The organism is Demequina zhanjiangensis, from assembly GCF_030418315.1.
GTDB lineage: Bacteria > Actinomycetota > Actinomycetes > Actinomycetales > Demequinaceae > Demequina > Demequina zhanjiangensis.
The window spans coordinates 452868-473072 of sequence record NZ_JAUHPV010000001.1 but is presented as its reverse complement, the minus strand read 5'-3'; the positions used below and the strand labels follow the sequence as shown (position 1 = coordinate 473072).

Below are 20205 nucleotides of genomic sequence, written 5' to 3'. Positions count from 1 at the left end.
ATGTAAGTCACGTAAACAGCGTGTGAATTCTTCCTGGCAGATCGACCAACTGTGACCGGGTGTCGCGGCAGGATCGGGAGCGCGCCCAGGCCGTGGCCGCAGCGGACTCGCACGCGCGACTGCATCACGGCTTCGCTGGGCGCGGGCGCCGGGTCCTCGGCGGAACGTTCACGCGAAGGCGCGACTTCGGAGGGCGTGCGTCACACCGCCGTGAGCAACCTCCGCATCGGCGCGTCCTCGGGGACGACGGCCGTCATGGTGCTGCCGCCGGCCCGCAAGGTGAGCACGACCGCGCCGCCGTAGATGGGGTGCGGTTCCTCATCCACGCCGTCGATCCGCGCGAACGGGATGGTGAGCCGAGACGAGGACAGCGCAGGCACAGTGCCGCGGGTCAGCCATTCGTGGCGGCCCAGCAGCTCGAGCATCGTGTCGTCGCCCGCGAGCACACCACCCTGGAGGTGCGCGGCGGACAGCACGTGCTGGACGCGCTGGCCGAATCCCGCATTCTCGGGCCACACCCGCCGGTGGGCGTGGCATGCCCACGCGGTGATGTCGCGGTGGTCGGCGCGCAGGTCCTGGAGCGCTCCTGCGACGCCCGCGTCGCCGGGCCTGCGGAGCACGCTGAGGTCAGCCTCCATCCCGTCGACCTTCGACAGGAACGCGTCACCCCAGGGACCCGGGGTGAGCGAGGAGAGCTGCTCGCGCAGGTGGTCGGTGAGCCTCCCGACTCCTCCTCGCGGCGAGCCGGAGTGCCGCATGGAGATCGCGTGACCGTCGCGCCCGTGGAGGGTGACGACGCCACGGAGGAGGTTGACGGAGTCGTGGACCGCCATGAGGTCGGCGAACGCGATGGACTCGGTGTCGTAGCCTCGGGGCCTGTCGTCGTCCCTTGCGATGCCATGCCTGGTGAGGACCGTGACCTCCTTCTCGTCGATGACGACGAGGTGGTCGTAGAGGTCCATGTCCGACTTCGCGTCGCGGTGCTCGATGTCGCGGGGCACCTTGAGCACCAGTGTGGCCGCGTCGAGGTCGAGCGTGGTGTCGCGATAGAGCGGCGGCACGTCCTCGGCCCGCGTGACGGGGTCGATCCACGGTCCGAAGCGCTTCCATTCGGTCGTGTGCATCTGCTGAGTGGCCATGACTGCCTCACCTCCCCGGACGGCATCGTCGCCGTCCGACGTCCGGGTACGGCCTCGTCGGTGCCGAGGCCGCGCGGACCCCTGTCCTTCGAGGGTACGTCGAGACCCATTGCGCGTCCTGGCAAACGTGTGCATACTTCAATCGTGGTTGATTCAACATCTCTTGAACTGACGTCGCGAGACGACGCCGCACCGCTCGCGGTCGAGAACACGGCCCTCCTGGCCGCCGTCGCCGACCCGCTGCGGTACAGCGTGCTGCGCTTCCTCGACCGCGAGGGCGAGCAGTGCGTCTGCGACATCCAGGCAGTCCTCCCCATCGCGGGCAACCTGCTCAGCTACCACCTCAAGACGCTGCGGGATGCGGGCCTCGTCACCTCCGAGAGGCGCGGGCGGTGGGTCCACTACCGCGTCGCCGACGGTGCCGCCGCCCGACTCTCCGCCGCGCTTCCCTTCAACACCGGGAGTCCCTCGTGACCTCACCCTCCGCGCAGACCTGCTGCGCACCCACACCACCGCCCCCGAACGGCACCTCGACACGACAGCAGCCGACGGCGGCCGCGCAGTCGCCGTCCAGCTCGCCGTCGGCCTCATCGGCACGCACCCACGCGGCAAGCCCGTCGCCCAGCGCCGCGAAGGCAGGCACGAGCACCTGCTGCGACACCGCGCCACCGGTCGCCTCGTGCTGCGACAGCGCACCCGCACCTGCGTCGTCCTGCTGCACTCCAGAAGGCGAGCCCGAAGACCCCTCAGACCCACTGAGGCTCCGAGCGGGAGTGGCGGCCGCCGCGCTCGGGGCGACAGCACTGATCACGGTCGCCGATCCGGCCTGGACGCGCCTCCTCACGGCGCTCGGCCTCGACCTCGACTCCGCCGCCGGCGGCGCCGTCCACTTCGCGCTCTACGAGTCGGGCAAGATCCTCGCGCTCATCGCCGCGATCGTGTTCGCCGTCGGCTTCCTCGGCACCTGGCTCACCCCCTCCCGGGTTCAACGGCTGCTGAGCGGTCGACGACGCGGAGTCGGTCACGCCCTCGCCGCCGGCCTCGGCGCGATCACCCCGTTCTGCTCCTGCTCCTCGGTCCCCCTCTACGTGGGCATGACGCGGGCGGGCGTGCCCGTCGGCGTCGGGATGACGTTCCTCGTGTCCAGCCCGCTCGTCAACGAGATCGCGCTCGCGATGCTCGCCTCGATGGTGGGCCCGGCCATCGCGGCCGCCTACCTCGTGCTCGGGCTGACCATCGCCGTCAGCACGGGCGCGCTCATGGGCGCTCTCGGACGCCGCGAGGAGCGCGCCGCGCCGACGCTGCTGCCGATGGCCACCGCGGCGCCCCGGCCGACGTTCGACGACCGCCTGCGCGCAGGTGTGCGGGAGGCCCGGACGACGCTGAGGAAGCTGTGGCACTTCGTGCTCGTCGCGATCGCGCTGGGCGCCGTGGTGCACGGCTGGGTGCCGACCGAGCTCATCGCGCAGCTCGGCGAGCAGTGGTGGGGTGTACCCGCCGCCGCCCTCATCGGCATCCCTCTGTACTCGGCGACGGCCACCGCGGTCCCCCTGCTCGCACCGCTGTACGCCGCAGGCGTGCCGATCGGGACGCTCATCGCGATGCTCATGGCCGTGGTGGGGCTCTCCGCACCTGAACTGCTGATGCTCCGCAAGGTGATGGACCGCCGCACGCTCGCGACGTTCGTGGGCGTGGTCGCCGTGGGCATCATCGGCGCCGGCTACCTGCTGAACGCGCTCACCTGACGCGCCTGCGGCAGACGCACGAGGGGCCCGACCGTGACGGTCGGGCCCCTCGTGTCACGTCAGAACCGGTCAGGCGCCCTTGTGCTCCTGGAGCGTCGCGATCGCCTGGGGAAGCACGTCGTTCAGATCGCCGACGATGCCCAGGTCCGCGATCTCGAAGATCGGCGCGTCCGGGTCGATGTTGACGGCCACGATCGTGCCCGACGCCTGCATGCCGCCGCGGTGGTGCACCGCACCGGAGATGCCGCATGCGACGTACAGCGCGGGGGTCACCGTCGTGCCGGTCTGGCCGACCATGTGCTCGTGCGAGATCCAGCCCTCGTCGGTCGCGTCGCGCGTGGCGCCGACCGCACCTCCGAGCACGTCGGCGAGGTCGCGCACCAGGGCGTAGTCGCCGTTCGTGCCACGGCCGCCGGAGACGACGACGCGGGCCTCCGCAAGCGGCACGCCCTCCTCGCGCTCCACGGCGGAGACGGCGACGAGCCGCTCCGGCACCTCGGGCGCCTCGAAGACGACGGTCTCGACGGTCGCGGCTCCCGCACCGTCGACCTCGGTGGCCTGGGTCGTGTTGGGTCGAAGCGCGACGATCGCCCGCTCCGAGACGACGCGGGTGCGGATGTTCCAGGTGGCGGCGAAGACCGTCTGCTCGGTCTCGACCCGCCCGTCGGCCAGCTCGGCTCCGGACGCGTCGACGACGACGCCCGCACCGGTCTCGAGCGCCAGCAGCGTCGCGACCTCCTTGTTGAGGAACGTCGACGTCATGAGGACGACCGGGGCGTCGGGCGTCGCCGCGCCCACGGCCGCGGCGCGCACCTTCGGGAGGCGTCCGGCCGCGCCGAGCTCGACCACGCGCACCGCACCGGCGCCATACGCACCCAGCGTCGCGGACGCCTCGTCACTCGGCGGCTCTCCGAGCCACACCGCGACGGGCTCGCCCAGCGAGCGCGCAAGCGTGAGGTTCTCAAGCGTCGGCTGCGCGACGACGCCGTCCCGGTGCTCCACGAGCACCGCCACCGTGTTGCCGCTCATGCCAGACCCTTCTCGATGAGGAAGTTCGCGAGGGTGACGCCGCCGTCGCCCGTGTCGGTGACGACCTGCCTGTCCGCCTTCTCCGGGCGGGGCGAGGCGTCGCGCACCTCGGTGCGGGCCGCGATCGCACCGACGGTGACGCCGTCCACGCCGATGTCGGCAAGGGACCACTGCGTCACCGGCGCCTTGCGGGCCGCCATGATGAGCTTGAAGTTGGGATAGCGCGGGCTGTTCGCCTCGTCCGTGACGGACACGACGGCCGGCAGGGGCGCCGCGACGGTCTCGTGCGCGTCGGGCATGTGGCGCACGATCGTCGCCTCGCCGTCGGCCACCGTCAGCTCGGACGCGAGCGTGAGCTGCGACCAGCCCAGGTCGGCCGCGAGCGCCGTGGGGAGCATGGAGGTGAGGCCGTCGAGCGCCGCCATGCCCGTGATGACCAGGTCGAGCGGCTGCTCCTCGTGCACCTTGCGGATCGCGGCCGCGAGGACCTTGGCGGTGCCGAACACGTCGGCCCCGGCGATCTCCTCGTCGGACACGTGGATCGCGTGGTTCGCTCCGAGCTGGAGCGCCTTGCGGACCGCCGCGACCGCGTCGGGCCCGCCGACCGTGAGGGCGTAGACCTCGCCCTCCCCTGCCGCCTCGACCAGCTGCAGCGCCGCCTCGACCGCGTTCTCGTCCAGCTCGTTCATCGAGCCGTCGTCCGCGGTGCGGGTCACGGACCCGTCGGTGAAGGAGCGGTGGGACTGCAGATCAGGCGTGAACTTGACCGTCACCAGAATGCGCATGGGTTCCAGCCTACTGTCGCGCTGGCACACCCGCCGCATGCCCCAGGGGGCTCAGGGCGGTGCGCGCGACCGCCCGCCCCTCGGCTCGGTCTCACCGGTGCGGCAATGGGCGCCTCGTCACAGGGTGCAGGCACAATGAGCACATGAGCATCGTCCCTCCTCCGCAGACCGCGCCGTCCCCCACGCCTCACCGGCTGGGAGTGCACCTCGTGGACGGCGGCGTCACCGTCGGCGTCATGGCGGCGCACGCCACCGCCATGCACCTGTGCGTGTTCCACGAGGACGGCTCGGAGACCCGCTACCCCCTGCACGGCCCGCACCACGGCCTGTGGCACGCCTTCATCCCGGGGATCGACCAGGGCACGCAGTACGGCTTCAGGGCGACCGGACCGTGGCAGCCTCGCAAGGGCCACCGCTACAACCCGCACAAGCTCCTGCTCGACCCGTACGGCCGCGGCGTCGAGGGCAGGCTCGCGAGGTCACCGGAGCCCGGCGCCAAGGCGCTGCTGTCGAACCGCTCGGACATCGACACTGCACCGTTCGTGCCCCGCTCGGTCGTGACCGCTCCCCCGTCCGGCGACTGGCAGACCCCTCTGCCTCACGTGCCGTTCGAGGACTCGGTGATCTACGAGGTGCACGTCAAGGGCTTCACCAAGACGATGCCGGACATCCCGGACGAGCTGCGCGGCACGTATGCGGGCCTCGCGCACCCAGCCGCCGTGAAGTACCTCAAGGACCTGGGCGTCACGAGCGTCGAGCTGCTGCCCGTCCACGCCTTCGCCGACGAGCCGCACCTGGAGCGTGACAGCCTCACCAACTACTGGGGCTACTCCACGATGTCCTTCTTCGCGCCGCATCCCGCCTACGCGACCGCGACGGCACGGGAGGCGGGCGCCCAGGCGGTGCAGGACGAGTTCTGCGGCATGGTGGACCTGCTGCACCAGGCGGGCCTCGAGGTGATCCTCGACGTCGTGTACAACCACACGTGCGAGGGCGGCTGGGGCGACCGCACGGTCTCCTGGCGGGGGCTCGACAACCTCACGTACTACCGGACTCAGAGCCACGCGCCGCAGCACTACGACGACGTGACGGGCACCGGCAACACGCTCGACTTCGCGCACCCGAGGGTCACGCAGATGGCGCTCGACTCGCTGCGCTACTGGGTGACCGAGATGGGCGTGGACGGCTTCCGCTTCGACCTGGCCGCCACGCTCGGTCGCACGGGCCAGGGCTTCTCGGCCGACCACCCGTTCCTCGTGGGCCTCGTCACCGACCCGGTGCTCAGCGGTGTGAAGCTGATCGCCGAGCCGTGGGACGTGGGCCTCGGAGGCTGGCAGGTCGGCAACTTCCCGCAGCCGTTCTCCGAGTGGAACGACCGCTTCCGCGACTCGACGAGGTCGTTCTGGCTCACCACGGGCGCAGGCGCGCACGGCTACCGTCATCACCCGACCGCGCCCGAGCTCGCCACCCGGCTCGCCGGCTCGTCAGACCTGTTCTCCCACAGCGAGCCGCCCGGGATGCGTGGCTGCATCGCGTCGGTGAACTTCGTGACCGCGCATGACGGCTTCACCGCGTACGACCTGACGGCGTACAACAGGAAGCACAACGAGGCCAACGGCGAGGAGAACAGGGACGGGACCGACAACAACCGGTCCTACAACCACGGCGTCGAGGGCCCGACCGAGGACGACGAGGTCAACCAGGAGCGGCGCCGCTCGATCCGCAACCTGCTGGGAACCACGCTGCTCGCGGCGGGGACGCCCATGCTGCTGGGCGGGGACGAGATCGGCCGGACGCAGCGCGGCAACAACAATGCGTACTGCCAGGACAACGAGATCTCGTGGTTCGACTGGGATCTGGAGCCCTGGCAGCTCCAGCTCCGCGAGTCGATCGCCCACCTGATCCAGCTGCGCCGGCACCACCGTGTGCTCCGACCCCGCGCCTTCTACGAGGCCGCCGAGGAGGTCCTGCTCGACACCTCGTTCAGGGCGGAGGCGGCGTGGTTCCAGGCTGACGGCACGCACGAGAACGAGGACTGGTGGGAGGACCCCGGGACCCGCACCGTCCAGTTCATGCGGTCGCTGCAGGACCCGTCGGAGCCCGACGCGCTCGTCGTGATCAACGGCTCCCGCGGGCCCGCCGACATCACGCTCCCGCCCGACGAGGGCGCCGCCTGGGTCTACTCATGGGACAGCGCGCTCGACGACATCAACGACATCGAGCCGGACGTGGTGCAACCCGGCGAGACGGTCTCGATGGAGCCCATGGCCATGAGGCTCTACCTGTCGCAGATCGACTGACAAGGCGAAGCGACTCGCGCGCGAGTCGTCCGCCTGAGCGGTCTGCCCGTCGGCGAGCCGCGCCCACAGGACGACGATGCCGTCGGATCCCGACCCGGATCCGACGGCATCGCCTTTGCGGCGGCGGAGGGCACCACGCGCACCCGCCGCCGAGCCCTCTGTCAGTCGCCCATCGCGCAGGCGACTCCGTTCACCGACACCTCCGACAGCCCCGGGCTGTCCGACGTGGTGGTGCCCAGGAAGCCGAACGTGAGGTGCTTGCCGGCACGCAGGCTCCCGTTGTACGGCTTCGAGGTGACGACGACGTCGGACCCGTCCTGGGTGACGTCACCGCTCCACAGGTGCGCGACCTCCTCGTCGCCGTCGAACGACCATCGCATGGTCCAGCCGCGCAGATCCTCGTCGGACGTGTTCGCGAGCCACACCTGGGCGTTGAACCCGCCGGGCCACGTCCCGTGCACCTTCGTGGACACGGCGCAGGTCCCGTTCGGGGCGAGCACCATCGAGTCGAGCGCGGCGCTCATGGCCGCGACGGCGGAGTCGACGAGCGACTGCGACGGCGCGTCGGCCCCGCTCGCGATGCGCGCGACCGCGAGCGCGGCATCGAGCTCCTCCACCGACCACGGGGCGTAGAGCGCCGTGTCGATCGCCGCTGCCTCGGCGAGCAGCGAGTCGAGCTCGCCGGTGTCGGCAGCGTCCCGGACGCGGACGAGCGAGACGTCGTCTGCATAGGACCAGTCGCCCGGCACGATGTCGGCCGAGAGCCACACCGTGACGTCGGCGGCGGCGTCGAGCGTGAGCTGGACCGACTGGGTGTCGTGGTCCGGCCAGCCGGGAAGCGCGAGGTCGACGCTGTGCGTGGCCGTGCCGTCCCACGCGCCGAGCTCGTAGGTGGTCTCCCCTGCACCGCCGAGGAGATCGTTGCCTCCCGCGGTCGTCGCGGTGAGCGCATAGGTGCCTGCCGGCAGCGCTTCGACGGTCTGCTCTGCGGACAGCCAGAACTCGGGACCGCTCCATGGATCGCTCCACCCGTTGAGGGCGTACCCGCCCTCGATGTCGGAGTAGCCGACCACCCACGAGCTTGAGGTGGAGGAGTCGGGCCACGTGCCGTCGGACTGGAGCCCCGCGGTGATCTGCCACGGGGTCACGTCGGAGACACCCTTCTCGAAGCCTCCGTTGGCGATCCAGTTGCGCACGGTCACGGTGATCTCTGCGGTGACCTCCCAGCCGTTCTCGGTCACCCCCGCGACGGTGTAGACGCCGGGCGACTCGATCAGCGCGAGCACGTCGTCCCACACCACGTCCTCGAGCGTCTCGGTCTCGTCGTAGGCGATCACGGCCACCTGGTCGGGAAGCGCGATCGGATCGCCCTCGACGACGGTGACCGAGACGGGGGCCACAGTCGGGTCGGGGACGGTGCCGTCGTCCGGCTCGAGCCCCTCGAGGGCGGCGTCGAGCTGCGTGGCGGCACCGTCGACGGCCTCCTGGCTCGGAGCCTCCGATCCGGTGACGAACGCGGCCCTGGCGAGCGCCTTGTCGAGCAGGAAGAGCGTGTACGGCGAGTACGCGTCGCGGTCGAGCGTGCCGGCCTCGTCGACGAGCGCCTCAAGGACGGACAGGTCGGCCTCGGGCAGGTCGGCGCCGAGCGCGAACGTCACGTCGTCGAGCGTGCCCCACGCGCCTGCGCTCATGTCCCAGTCGATCCACAGGTCGACCGTGCCGCCCTCGGAGACGTGCAGGAGCGAGGTGGTCGGGTACTGCCACGCCTTGTAGCCCTGCAGGGTCGCCGTCGTCGTGACGGTCGAGATCCCGCTCTGGGCGCTCAGCGTGATGACGTCGTCAGGACCTGCCCCGCCGCCCTGCAGCGCTGCGGCGAGCCGGTACGTGCCCGCGGGCACGCCGGTGAGGGTCTGCGAGATCTGGAACGAGTTCGCATTCGCGCTGTACCAGTGGGTGGAGAGGCTGCCCGTGTGCGGATCCTCGGCGCGACCGATCGTGAATCCGCTGCCGGTGCCGGTCCAGCCGGTGCTGCCGTCCTCGAATCCAGGGTTGACCACCAGGTTCTCGCCGACGGCGTCGGGGTCGAGCACCTCGATCGTCGCGGAGACGTCGTAGCCGCCGGAGGTGGCGCCGGTCACCGTGTAGAGGCCGGGCCCGTCGATCCACGAGGACTCGAGGGTCCAGTCGACGGCCTGCGATTCGGAGGTGCCGTCGGTGAAGCTCACGAGCACCTCGGCAGGCAGGTCGATCGGGTCGCCGTCGGTCACGGTCAGGCTCGGGGACTCGACCGAGTCGACGGTGCGAGGCGCGACGGCGCCGGTCACGGCGTACTGGTAGACGCGCAGCGACTCGAGCGGATGGCCCGTGAAGTCGAACAGCGCCTGGTTGTCCCACGAGGAGCCGCCGTAGTAGACGCCGGCGTCGTCGGGGTCGTACGAGCCGGCGTAGCTCGCGGCCCAGCCGGAGCCGTACTGCTCCCACAGCACCGCGTTGGCGGCCGCGTCGTCCGCGGGGCCGACCGGGATCCATGCGGGCTCCCAGTAGAAGGTGCCGAGCCCTCGACCGCCCTCGACGTCGGCCACGGCCTGCATGACGTCGCGGATCGCGAGCGCCTGACCCTGGACGGAGATCGAGTACTGGTCGTACGTGGAGCGGATGGTGTTCTCGTGCCCGTCGCCGTCCTCGAGCGTGTAGGCCCATGACACCTCTGCGACGGCGACGTCCTTGTCGTACGTGGTGGCGATGGTGCTCAGCGTGCTCGTGAGGTTCTCGAGCGTGCCGTGCCAGAACGGGTAGTAGGACGTGAGGAACACGTCGTAGTCCACGTCACGCGCGTCGAGCGCTGCCGCGAAGGAGGGCTGCGTGCCTCGCTCCGGGTTGGTGAAGTGCACGGCCACCTGCGCGTCGGGCACCGTCTCACGCACCGCGGCGGAGCCCGCGCTCACGATCGTCGCGAAGTCGTCCCAGCCGCCCACCTCGACGATCTGCTCGGACGAGTTCGGCGTGTTCTCGTTGCCGATCTGCACCATGCCCACGTCGACGCCGGCGGCGACCATCCCGGCGAGCGTCTCCGCCGTGTAGTCGTGCACGGCCTGGGCGCGCTCCTCGACGGTCGCGAGGTCCTTCCACGCCTTCGGCAGCTGCTGCTGACCCGGGTGCGCCCAGAAGTCCGAGTAGTGGAAGTTCACGAGCACGCGGAGCCCCGCGTCGGTCGCACGCTTGGCGATCGTCGTCGCGCGAGCGGCGTCCACGGTGCCGCCGCCGTAGCCGTTGCCCTCGGCGTCGTACGGGTCGTTCCAGACCCTCACGCGCACCCAGTTCACGTCATGGTCGGCGAGGATCTGGAACAGGTCGGCCTCCTGGCCGTCCTCGTCGTAGAAGACGACGCCCGACTCCTCCTCGGACAGGACCGACGAGACGTCGACGCCGTTGATCCAGTCCTCCCCCATCCCTTCGACCTGGGGGACCGTGATCCCCGCGTCGACGGGGCCCTCCTCGGCAGCGGACGCGACCGTCGCCGTCGCCCCGCCCGCGGCCACCATGGCCGTCATCGATACGGCGGCCGCGAGCGACCTCCACCTGGTGCGGATCGTCATCGACTCCTCTTCCTTCCGATCGTCCTTGATGCGGAGCGCTGAAGGTCAGCGCGGGGCTCTGGGGTGGTGCGGAAGGATCACGAGACGCAGCAAGCCCCCGGCACCCCTGGCGGGGCGCCCTGCGCGAGATCCCGGATGGGGGGCGGCGGTCAGCCCTTGACGGATCCCGAGGTGAGGCCGCCGACGATGTAGCGCTGGAGCACGAGGAACAGGATCAGCACGGGGACCGCCGCGATGACGGTGCCCGCGGAGAAGATGCCCCAGCGTGCGGTCAGCTGGTCGGACACCCACTGGTACATGCCGACGGCGAGCGTCCAGTTCTCCGAGGAGACCAGCACGATCCTGGCGAGGATGAAGTCGCCGAACGCGGAGATGAAGGCGAGCAGTCCCACGACCGCGAGGATCGGGGTGACCAGCGGCATGATCAGCTTCCAGAAGATCTGTGCGTGCGTGGCGCCGTCGATCTTCGCGGCCTCGTCCATCTCCGTGGGGATGGAGTTGAAGAAGCCGTACATGAGGAAGGTGTTCGCGCCGAGCGCGGTGCCCAGGTAGACGCAGATGAGCGCCAGCTTGGAGTTGATGCCGAGCGCCGGGACGACCTCGCCGAGCGACAGCAGCAGGAGGAACACGGCCACGAAGGCGACCGTCTGCGGGAACATCTGCAGGATCAGCAGGCCGGTGAGCGACGCGCGTCGGCCCTTGAACCTGAATCGCGAGAAGGCGTAGGCGGCGGCGGCACCCATGAGCACTGCGCCGAACGCGGCGGAGAAGCCGATCACGAGGGTGTTGCCCACCCACGTCCAGAACAGGGTGTCGCTCAGCCCTGCGTAGTTGTCGAGCGTGAACGAGTTGAAGAGGCGTTCGGTGCCGCGCAGGTTGCCCGTCTGGTCGAACGAGGCGGACAGCACGAACACGAGCGGGAACGCGGCGTAGAGGATGACGAGGATGGCGACGGGATACTTCCAGCCGACCTCGCCCCACCACCGTCGACGACGGGCGCCTTCGCGGGACTTCTGCGTCACGGGGGCTGCGGTGGACATCACTGGATCTCCTCGAGCTTGCGGGTCTGTCGGAAGGCGATCGCGGAGACGATGCCGACCACGACGAAGACGACGATGGACAGTGCGGACGCGAGACCGTAGTCGGCGCGGCCGCCTGCGATCCCGGAGATCTGGTAGATCGCCGAGATGAGGATGTCGGTGTGGCCGAGAGGCACTGACGCGTCGGCGAACCTGGGCCCGCCGTTGGTGAGCATGTAGATGATCGTGAAGTTGTTGAAGTTGAACGCGAACGACGCGATCGCGAGCGGCGCCGTCGAGACCATCAGCAGGGGGAACGTGATGGAGCGGAACATCCTCCACCGTCCGGCGCCGTCGATCTTCGCGGCCTCCGTGGTCTCGCCGGGCAGCGACTGCAGCGCGCCGGTGCAGACCAGGAACCAGTACGGGTAGCTGAGCCACAGGTTCACGAACAGGATGGAGAACTTCGCCAGCCAGGGGTCGCCGAGCCAGTTGATGTTGGCTCCGAAGAAGAACCACTCGTTGATGATGCCGAACTCGGGGTTGAGCATGCCTCGCCACAGCAGCGCTGACATGAAGGCGGGGAAGGCGTACGGAAGGATGAAGAGGGTGCGGAGCACCTTCTTGCCCTTGATGCGATCATCGTTGAAGATGAGCGCGAACAGCAGACCGAGCAGGAAGCTCGTCGCGACGGTCAGGAACGCGAAGGCGAAGGTCCATGCCGTGATCTTGAGCAGCGGGCCGGCGTAGTCCTCGTCGGTCACCGCCTTGACGAAGTTCTCGAAGCCGATGTTGACGTAGAAGCCGACGGGCAGGCTCGAGCCGTCGGTGCCGACGAAGGTGCCGTACTCGTCGGGCGTGTAGACGACGCCGGTGTCGGTGTTCGTGAGGGTCGTCGTCTCGGGGTCCCACACGAGGGAGGACCTGTAGATCGAGGCGGACGAGCCGTCACGGGTGCGCAGCGAGCCGTCGTCGGCCTCGTCGGAGACCGGGACGCGCAGGTCGGTGACGCTCTGCGCCAGCTCAGGGTCCGAGAGCAGGTCGTTGACGGTGACGACCTCCCAGCCGGGCACCTCCGTGGGGCGACCGGCCCCGTCGGCCACGCCGCCGTCGACCGGAGCGAGCGGCTGGTCCTCGGAACCGACCTGGACGACGTCGTCGATGACGACGGCCATGCCGAGCGTGTCGCCGTCCTTGACGACCGACAGCGGGTACGACGGGGAGCCGTCGACCCGGCGCTCATCCTGGATGAGGGCGGCGTCCACGGCCTGCTGCATGTTGACGTTGTGGCCGGCGCCGTAGTTCGTGGTGGCCACGTAGGCCGTGTAGCCCATCGTGAACACCTGGAAGATGAGCAGGAACACGAGTCCCGGGAAGATGTACTTCAGCGGCAGCGTGCGCTTCGCGAAGTACACCCAGTCGGCAGCGATGAGGAAGACGACGGAGACCGCGAGGATCGTCCACTGCTCCACGTTCCAGGCCGCCATGATGGCCGCCACGCCCAGGGCGTTGACGAGCATCATCAGCAGGAGCTTCACGAGGAAGCCCCAGCCGAGCCCTCGCCAGTTCCGCGCCGGTGCCTCGGGCTTCTGCACCTGCGTCGATGTCTCGGTGGACATTCGCTCTCCCGTCATCTCTTCATGATCCGCGGCGGAGACCGCCTTCGCAGGGCGGGACGCTGCGTGAGCGCCCCGCCCTGCGATGTGGAGGGGATCAGCCCGCGAGGGCTGCCGTCAGGTCGGTGACCATCTTGTCCCAGGTGGACGCCGGATCGGCGCCCTTGATGATGGCCGACTCAGCGGCGTTCCAGAAGTCCCACACGGAGCCCATCTCGGGGATGGACGGCATCGGGACGCCCTGCTCGGCAGAGGCCTGGAAGCCGGCGATCGCGTCGGGGTAGGCGGCGGACTCGGTCGAGACGCCCTCGAATGCGGGCAGACGCGGGTCGGCGTCGTACAGGGCCTGCATGGCCTCGGGGGTCGCGATGTAGTCCGTCAGGAAGATGTTCGCGAGGAGGGCGTTCGCGCTCTGCGAGGAGACGTAGAAGCCCTGGACGCCCACGAACGGGGAGGCTGCCTCGCCACCGGCGGACGGCACGGGGTTGACCGTGAAGTTCACGTCCGTGTACGAGCCGAGAGCCCAGGGGCCCTGGACCGTGAACGCGCACTCGCCGGAGTTGAACAGCTGGTTGTTGGTGTCGTAGTCGATGGTGGTCGACAGGTAGCCTGCGCCGGCCTCACCGTTGTCCGCAAGGAACTGCGCGAAGGCCGTGCCGGCCTCGCCGCCCATGCCGACCTCGGAGGTGTACGAGCCACCCTCCTGGACGAAGACCGGGGCACCGAACGAGGTCTGGAACGGGTACATGGTGTAGCCGTCACCGGTCTCGCCGTTGGTGTTGATGCAGAACGGGCGCTCCGCACCGGCGTCGACGCCCATCTGGATCATGTCGTCCCAGGTGGCGGGAGCGTCGGAGCCGACCAGGTCGGTGTTCTGGACGAGGGCGATCGCCTCGAGCGCGTACGGCATGCCGTAGAGCTGGCCGTCGTAGGACATGGCGTCCACGCCGACCTGGGCGAAGCTCGCCGCGTTGTCACCGAGGTCCACGGTGTTCACCACACCGCCCTCGATGAGGGCGCCCAGCCAGTCGTGCGCGCCGATGGTGATGTCAGGGCCCTCTCCGGTCGGGACCTGGGCGAGGAAGTCCGCACGGATGTCCTCGAAGTTCTTCTGGACGAGCGTGACGGTCGCGCCGGTCTCGTCCATGAAGGTCTCAGCGGCCGCGGCCACGGCGGGCTCACGGTTCTCGTCGACCCAGACCGTCAGCTCGACGCCGCTGGCGTCGATGGCGGTCTCGGTCTCGCTGGGCGAGGGCGAGGAGCTCTCCTCGGTGGTGCCACCGCTGCAGGCGGTGAGCAGCAGCGCTGACGTCGCGAGCGCGGCGCCGAAGCCGATCTTGTGTCGCATTACTTTTCCTTCCAGAGTGGTGCCCCATTGCGCGCCTCTGGTGAGATCGCGTCGTTGCGATGGGCGGTTCCTGACCGGGCCGAGCGGCCCGGCTGCTTCGATGGGTCGGAGGGGATCCGGAGCGTCCCTTCTCCCCTTCCCAGGCGGGATGCGATCAGGCATCACCTCCTGGCTCCATGACGGGGGTGCGGAGGACGGCTGCGCCGCCCGCCGTGACCGTCAGGTCGCCCGCGGATGCGTGATCCGTGAGCATGTCCGTTCCGCGCAGGGGCAGACGGACGTCCTCGTCGAGGTGGTTGACCACCACCACGAAGTCCTCGTCGTCACCGCTCCTGGCGATGACCTCGACGCCCTCGGGGTACCCGGCGGGCGTGATCCACGCGTCGGCGTAGACGCGTGCGTAGATGTCGGCGAGCGCATCGGTGCTCAGCCTGGTGCTGAGGTACCAGCCGTGGCCCTCCCCGTGCGCGTGCCGGGTGACGGCGGGTGCGCCGTCCGCGGGGCCGCCGCGGTAGGTGGCGATCGCCTCGGCGCCGTGGAGGTGAAGGTCCTCGGCCCACACGTCGAAGTCGAGCGCCGTGCCGTCGTCCATCACGATCTGCGCGGAGTCTCCTTCGCGCAGCGGCAGGTACTCGTCGCAGGTGACGCCGAGCGCGTCCTTGAGGGGCGCCATGAAGCCGCCCGGGTGGACCGCGTCGTGCTCGTCGACCGCTGCGGCGAAGGCGTCCACGAGCAGGGTGCCGCCCTGGGCGACGTACTCGGTGAGCGCGGCTGCGGACTCGGCGGTCATCAGATAGGACGACGGGGCGACGACCAGCTTGTAGCGCGACAGGTCGTGGCGCGACGGGTGGACGAAGTCGACGGTGACGTTGTCGCGCCACAGCCGCTCGTAGTGGGCGCGCATGCGCTCACGGAACTGCAGGTCGTCGGAGGGTCGCCACTCGAGCTCGTGCGCCCACAGCGACTCCCAGTCGTACAGGACGGCGACCTCGGCCTCGACCTGCGAGCCCTTGACGTCGCCCAGGCGGGCGAGGTCGGAGCCGAGACCGACGACCTCGCGCCACAGGCGCGTGTCGGTGCCTGCGTGGGGAAGCATCGCCGAGTGGAACTTCTCGGCCCCCGAGCGGGAGGCCCTCCACTGGAAGAAGAGGATCGCGTCGGCGCCGCGTCCCAGGTGGGTGAGCGAGTTGCGGCGCATCTCGCCGGCGCGCTTCGCGATGTTGCGGCCCTGCCAGTTGACGGCGGACGTGGAGTGCTCCATGAGGATCCACGGCTTGCCGCCGGCGACGGAGCGGGTGAGGTCGGCGGCGAGCGAGAGCAGCACGTGCGCGTCGGGGTCCGGCGACCACAGGTAGTGGTCGTCGGAGACGACGTCGACGAGCTCGGCCCACTTCCACAGGTCCACGTTCCAGGACTGGTGCGCCATGAAGTTCGTGGTGATGGGCTGCGCGGCGTGGGCACGGATCGCGTCGCGCTCGATCGTGAAGCAGGCGCGGAGCTGGTCGTCGGTGAAGCGCGCCCAGTCGAGCTTCATCGCGGGGTTCGCGACCGTGGGCGTGGCGGCGGGGGCGACGACGTGCTCCCACTCGCCGTAGCGCTGACCCCAGAAGGCGGTGCCCCATGCGGCGTTGAGACCGTCGAGGGTGCTGTAGCGCTCCTTGAGCCACTGCTGCCAGGCGGTGACGGCGCGCGGCCCGAAGTCCTCGCCCACGGGGACGCCGTACTCGTTGTGGATGTGCCACATGACGACGGCGGGGTGGTCGCCGTAGCGCTCTGCGAGGACGCCTGCCATGCGGGCGATCGCCTCGCGGTACTCGGGCGACGCGTGGGAGGCCATGCCTCGCGAGCCGAAGCCCATGACCGTGCCGCGTGCGTCGGTGACGCGGGCGTCGGGGTACTGGTGGAAGAACCAGGCGGGCGGCGAGACGCTCGGGGTGCCGAGGTCGACGGAGATGCCGTTCTCGTGGAGGAGGCCGATGATGTCGTCGAGCCACGAGAAGTCGTACTCGCCCTCGCGGGGCTCGAGCATGGCCCAGGAGAAGATCCCGACGCTCACGAGGGTGACGCCGGCCTCGCGCATGAGGCGCACATCCTCGAGCCAGACCTCACGGGGCCACTGCTCGGGGTTGTAGTCGCCGCCGTACGCGATTCCTTCCACGCGCGGCCAGCTGCTCGGGGCGGTCATGACACTCCATCGGGTCGTCTATGGTGGCCACGCCACCGATCATTCTCACAGCCGGGACGACTGTGACCGGTCACAGTGTTACTCGCAGAAACTGACTCACGCAACTTCAGATCGTTCGCGTTACAGAACTGTGACCGTTCTCAGGTGCTGAACGGTCGCGGGCTCGCAAAGGCCTGTGACTGCCGCTAGGGTGTGGGCCGTGGCCACCACACCCAGCGCCGGGCGAAAGCCGACCATCCGCGACGTCGCGAACGTCGCGGGGGTCTCGCATGGCACCGCGAGCCGGGTCATCAACGGCGGGAAGTGGGTCTCCCCTGAGGCGCGCGACGCCGTCGAACGCGCGATCGCGACCACCGGCTACACCGTCAACCGGCACGCCCAGGCGCTCGCCACCGGGCGCGCGAACTCGATCGCGTTCCTGCTGACCGAGCCCCAGCACCTGCTGTTCGCCGATCCGACCTTCTCGATCCTGCTCCGCGGCGCCGCTGAGGCCGCGGCCGCACGGGGCGCCACGCTCGTGCTGCTCGTCGCCGGCACCGAGGCCGAGCGTGCCAACGTCGCGGAGTACGTGCGCGCCGGACACGTGGACGGGGTCCTGCTCATCTCGTCCCACGAGGCGGATCCCCTGCTCGAGATCCTGATCGGCGCGGGCATCCCCACCGTGGCCTGCGGCATCCCCCTGGGCCACCGCGGCGAGGTCCCCCACGTGTCCGTCGACGAGGCGGGCTCCGCCCGCACCATGGCCCGCTACCTGCGCACCAAGGGGCACTCGAGGATCGCCATGATCGCGGGACCCCGCGACACCCCCGGCGGCCGCTACAGGCTCGAGGGCTTCCGCGAGGCGCTCGGCGACGACTTCGACCCCGAGCTCGTCGAGCACGGCGACTACACCGAGGAGTCCGGCGAGAGCGCGATGGAGCGGATCCTCGCGCGCTCGTCCGACATCGACGCGGTCTTCGCCGCCTCCGACCTCATGGCCTCCGGCGCCCTCACCGCGCTCCGCCGCGCAGGGCTGCGCGTCCCTCAGGATGTGGCGGTCGCAGGATTCGACGACTCCGGGCTCGCCGAACGCCTCGATCCTCCGCTCACGACCATGCGACAGCCGTGGGATCAGATCAGCGAGGAGATGGTCACCCTGCTCCAGCAGGTGGTCGGCGGCGGCCTGCGCAAGTCCATCACGCTGCCTGCCGACCTGGTGGTGCGCGCAAGCGCCTGACCGCGCCGGGCGCGCACGCGCCCTCGCTCGCCGTGCAAGCCTGTGCACGCAGTTGCCGCCTGCACGCGCCCACACCCTCGGACTGGTCCGAGCGGTTCTCTCCGACGCCGTGACGCGGTAGGTTCGGAGCATGGCCCTTCCAGGTGAGAAGCCCATCGGACGCATCCCCGTGATCGACGTCCAGCCGACGTTGGAGCAGGGCCGCTGGCCCGTGAAGGCGGTGGTCGGCGAGGCGCTGCCTCTCAGCGCCACCGTGTTCATCGAAGGACACGACGCTGTGGCGGCCACGGCCGTCGTCACCCAGCCGAACGGGCGCACGCTGCGGCTCCCCATGGACGAGGTGAACCACGGTCTCGCCATCTTCGAGGCGCTCCTGGTCCCTCGCGCCGAGGGCCGCTACAGCTTCCGGATCGAAGGCTGGGCGGATCCCTTCGGCACCTGGATGCACACCGCCTCCAAGAAGATCCCTGCCGGTGTGGACGTGGAGATCACGCTCGGCGACGGCGTCTCGATCCTCGAGCGCGCCCTCGAGGACAAGGCGCTCACGAGCCGACAGCGCGCCGTGCTCGTCGCCGCGCGCGAGTCGCTGAAGCCAGGAGGAGACCTGTCCCCCGCCGAGGCGCTCGACGCGGCCCTCACCGACGACGTCGTGGCGGTCATGCGCGCGCACCCCGTGCGCGAGGGAGTCACCAGCTCGCCGGAGTACCCGCTCGTCGTCCAGCGTGAGCGCGCGCTCGTGAGCGCCTGGTACGAGATCTTCCCGCGCTCCGAGGGCGCCAAGCAGAACAAGCGCACGGGCGAGTGGACGTCGGGCACCTTCCTCACCGCCTCCAAGCGCCTCCCCGCGATCGCTGACATGGGTTTCGACGTCGTGTACCTCACGCCCATCCACCCCATCGGGGCGACGCATCGCAAGGGCCGCAACAACTCGCTGACGGCGGAGCCCGGCGATCCCGGCAGCCCCTACGCGATCGGCTCCGAGGCGGGCGGGCATGACGCCATCCACCCCGACCTGGGCACCATGCGCCAGTTCAGGAACTTCGTGAAGCGCGCGCACGAGCTGGGCGTCGAGGTCGCGCTCGACATCGCGCTCCAGTGCTCCCCCGACCACCCATGGGTGAAGGAGCACCCCGAGTGGTTCAAGGTGCGCGCCGACGGCACGATCGCCTACGCGGAGAACCCGCCCAAGAAGTACGAGGACATCCACCCGCTCTTCTTCGACAACGACCCGATCGGGCTCCGCGAGGCCATCCGCGACGTGCTCGACGTGTGGGTCGACGCGGGCGTGACCCTGTTCCGCGTCGACAACCCTCACACGAAGCCGCTCGAGTTCTGGGAATGGCTCATGGCGGACTTCGCCGAGCGCCACCCCGAGGTCGTGTTCCTCTCCGAGGCGTTCACCCGGCCGCCCATGATGCACACGCTCGCCAAGGTCGGCTTCCACCAGAGCTACACGTACTTCACGTGGCGGCCCACCGCCGAGGAGATGGGCGAGTACCTCGAGGAGGTCTCGGGCGACGCCTCGTACTACATGCGACCCAACTTCTGGCCCACCACGCACGACATCCTCACGCCCGACATGCAGCACGGGGGCGCCCCGCAGTACCGCGCCCGCGCCGTGCTCGCCGCCACCGGATCGCCGTCGTACGGCATCTACACGGGATACGAGTTCGTGGAGAACGTGCCCCGGCCCGGCGTCGAGGAGCAGATCGACAACGAGAAGTACGAGTACAAGCCGCGCGACTGGAGCCGGGCCGACGACCTCGGCATCGCGTCGCTGCTCACCACCCTCAACCGCACGCGAGCCGCCCATCCTGCCCTGCGCAGGCTCCGCGGCCTGACGGTCCACAAGACCTCGAACGACAAGATCCTGTGCTTCACCAGGCACCTCAGCGCCGCCGAGTCGCCGACCGGCGAGGCCGACACCGTGATCGTCGTCGTCTCGTTCGACCCTCATCACGTCCAGGACGGCGTCGTGTCGCTCGACATGGAGTCGCTCGGAATGGACGCCGACGCGCGGCTCATGGTCGACGACGCCCTCACCGGGGCGACCTACACGTGGGGTCGCGACTTCTACGTCAGACTCGACCCGGCGAGCTCCATGGCGCACGTCGCGGCGGTGCGCAGATGACACTCCGCGCCACCGTCGACGCGCCGCACCGACCCGGTCCGGCGGACGGCGACATGCCCTACGCTCAGGACCACGGGACCACCAACGGCGGCGGCG

The 20205-nt window shown here is 70.0% G+C and carries 14 protein-coding genes; 5 read left to right on the top strand and 9 right to left on the bottom strand.

All coding sequences use genetic code 11. The annotated features are described in order from the left end of the window. Positions 1–200 precede the first annotated feature (200 nt). Positions 201–1139 carry a hypothetical protein gene (locus QQX04_RS02190; RefSeq protein ID WP_301125798.1) on the bottom strand — a complete coding sequence of 313 codons (939 nt, stop codon included), beginning with the start codon at positions 1137–1139 and terminating at the stop codon, positions 201–203. Positions 1140–1283: 144 nt separating this feature from the next. Here QQX04_RS02190 and QQX04_RS02185 point away from each other — a divergent pair, with 144 nt between their 5' ends. After that, positions 1284–1613 (top strand): ArsR/SmtB family transcription factor, encoded by a 330-nt coding sequence (locus QQX04_RS02185; RefSeq protein ID WP_301125796.1) that lies wholly within the window; start codon positions 1284–1286, stop codon positions 1611–1613. On the opposite strand, the gene QQX04_RS02180 is transcribed toward QQX04_RS02185, so the two are convergent. Continuing rightward, positions 1591–1860 carry a hypothetical protein gene (locus tag QQX04_RS02180; protein ID WP_301125794.1) on the bottom strand — a complete coding sequence of 90 codons (270 nt, stop codon included), beginning with the start codon at positions 1858–1860 and terminating at the stop codon, positions 1591–1593. The two genes, QQX04_RS02185 and QQX04_RS02180, sit on opposite strands and share 23 nt — an antisense overlap. A 52-nt stretch (positions 1861–1912) precedes the next feature. Here QQX04_RS02180 and QQX04_RS02175 point away from each other — a divergent pair, with 52 nt between their 5' ends. Continuing rightward, complete coding sequence (locus QQX04_RS02175; RefSeq protein ID WP_301125793.1) at positions 1913–2884, top strand: permease; 972 nt, start codon at positions 1913–1915, stop codon at positions 2882–2884. A gap of 69 nt (positions 2885–2953) precedes the next feature. Here the strand turns inward: QQX04_RS02175 and QQX04_RS02170 are convergent, their stop codons facing one another. Both QQX04_RS02170 and QQX04_RS02165 read right to left on the bottom strand, forming a co-directional pair. Then, the gene (locus QQX04_RS02170) at positions 2954–3913 is read right to left on the bottom strand and encodes an electron transfer flavoprotein subunit alpha/FixB family protein (protein ID WP_301125791.1); all 960 of its coding nucleotides are present in this window, start codon (positions 3911–3913) and stop codon (positions 2954–2956) included. After that, positions 3910–4698 (bottom strand): electron transfer flavoprotein subunit beta/FixA family protein, encoded by a 789-nt coding sequence (locus tag QQX04_RS02165; RefSeq protein ID WP_301125789.1) that lies wholly within the window; start codon positions 4696–4698, stop codon positions 3910–3912. The genes QQX04_RS02170 and QQX04_RS02165 overlap by 4 nt, the downstream gene beginning before the upstream one ends. A 143-nt stretch (positions 4699–4841) precedes the next feature. Here QQX04_RS02165 and glgX point away from each other — a divergent pair, with 143 nt between their 5' ends. Next, the gene (gene glgX, locus QQX04_RS02160; RefSeq protein ID WP_301125787.1) at positions 4842–6998 is read left to right on the top strand and encodes a glycogen debranching protein GlgX; all 2157 of its coding nucleotides are present in this window, start codon (positions 4842–4844) and stop codon (positions 6996–6998) included. 161 nt (positions 6999–7159) lie between these two features. On the opposite strand, the gene QQX04_RS02155 is transcribed toward glgX, so the two are convergent. The 5 genes from QQX04_RS02155 to QQX04_RS02135 all read right to left on the bottom strand — a co-directional run bounded on the left by QQX04_RS02155 (position 7160) and on the right by QQX04_RS02135 (position 16762). Next, positions 7160–10594, bottom strand: a complete 3435-nt coding sequence (locus QQX04_RS02155; protein ID WP_301125785.1) for a glycosyl hydrolase 53 family protein — start codon at positions 10592–10594, stop codon at positions 7160–7162. A gap of 149 nt (positions 10595–10743) precedes the next feature. Then, entirely contained in the window at positions 10744–11634 is an 891-nt protein-coding gene (locus QQX04_RS02150) for a sugar ABC transporter permease (RefSeq protein WP_301125783.1), read from the bottom strand. After that, entirely contained in the window at positions 11634–13232 is a 1599-nt protein-coding gene (locus tag QQX04_RS02145; protein ID WP_301125781.1) for an ABC transporter permease subunit, read from the bottom strand. The genes QQX04_RS02150 and QQX04_RS02145 overlap by 1 nt, the downstream gene beginning before the upstream one ends. Before the next feature lie 94 nt (positions 13233–13326). Beyond that, positions 13327–14577 carry a sugar ABC transporter substrate-binding protein gene (locus QQX04_RS02140; RefSeq protein WP_301125779.1) on the bottom strand — a complete coding sequence of 417 codons (1251 nt, stop codon included), beginning with the start codon at positions 14575–14577 and terminating at the stop codon, positions 13327–13329. A gap of 154 nt (positions 14578–14731) precedes the next feature. Beyond that, positions 14732–16762: a beta-galactosidase gene (locus QQX04_RS02135; protein ID WP_301125777.1), complete on the bottom strand. Its 2031-nt coding sequence runs from the start codon at positions 16760–16762 to the stop codon at positions 14732–14734. 199 nt (positions 16763–16961) lie between these two features. Between QQX04_RS02135 and QQX04_RS02130 the strand changes: the two genes are divergently transcribed. After that, positions 16962–17978 carry a LacI family DNA-binding transcriptional regulator gene (locus tag QQX04_RS02130; protein ID WP_436968449.1) on the top strand — a complete coding sequence of 339 codons (1017 nt, stop codon included), beginning with the start codon at positions 16962–16964 and terminating at the stop codon, positions 17976–17978. Positions 17979–18108: 130 nt separating this feature from the next. After that, entirely contained in the window at positions 18109–20109 is a 2001-nt protein-coding gene (locus QQX04_RS02125) for an alpha-1,4-glucan--maltose-1-phosphate maltosyltransferase (protein ID WP_301125775.1), read from the top strand. Positions 20110–20205 lie beyond the last annotated feature (96 nt).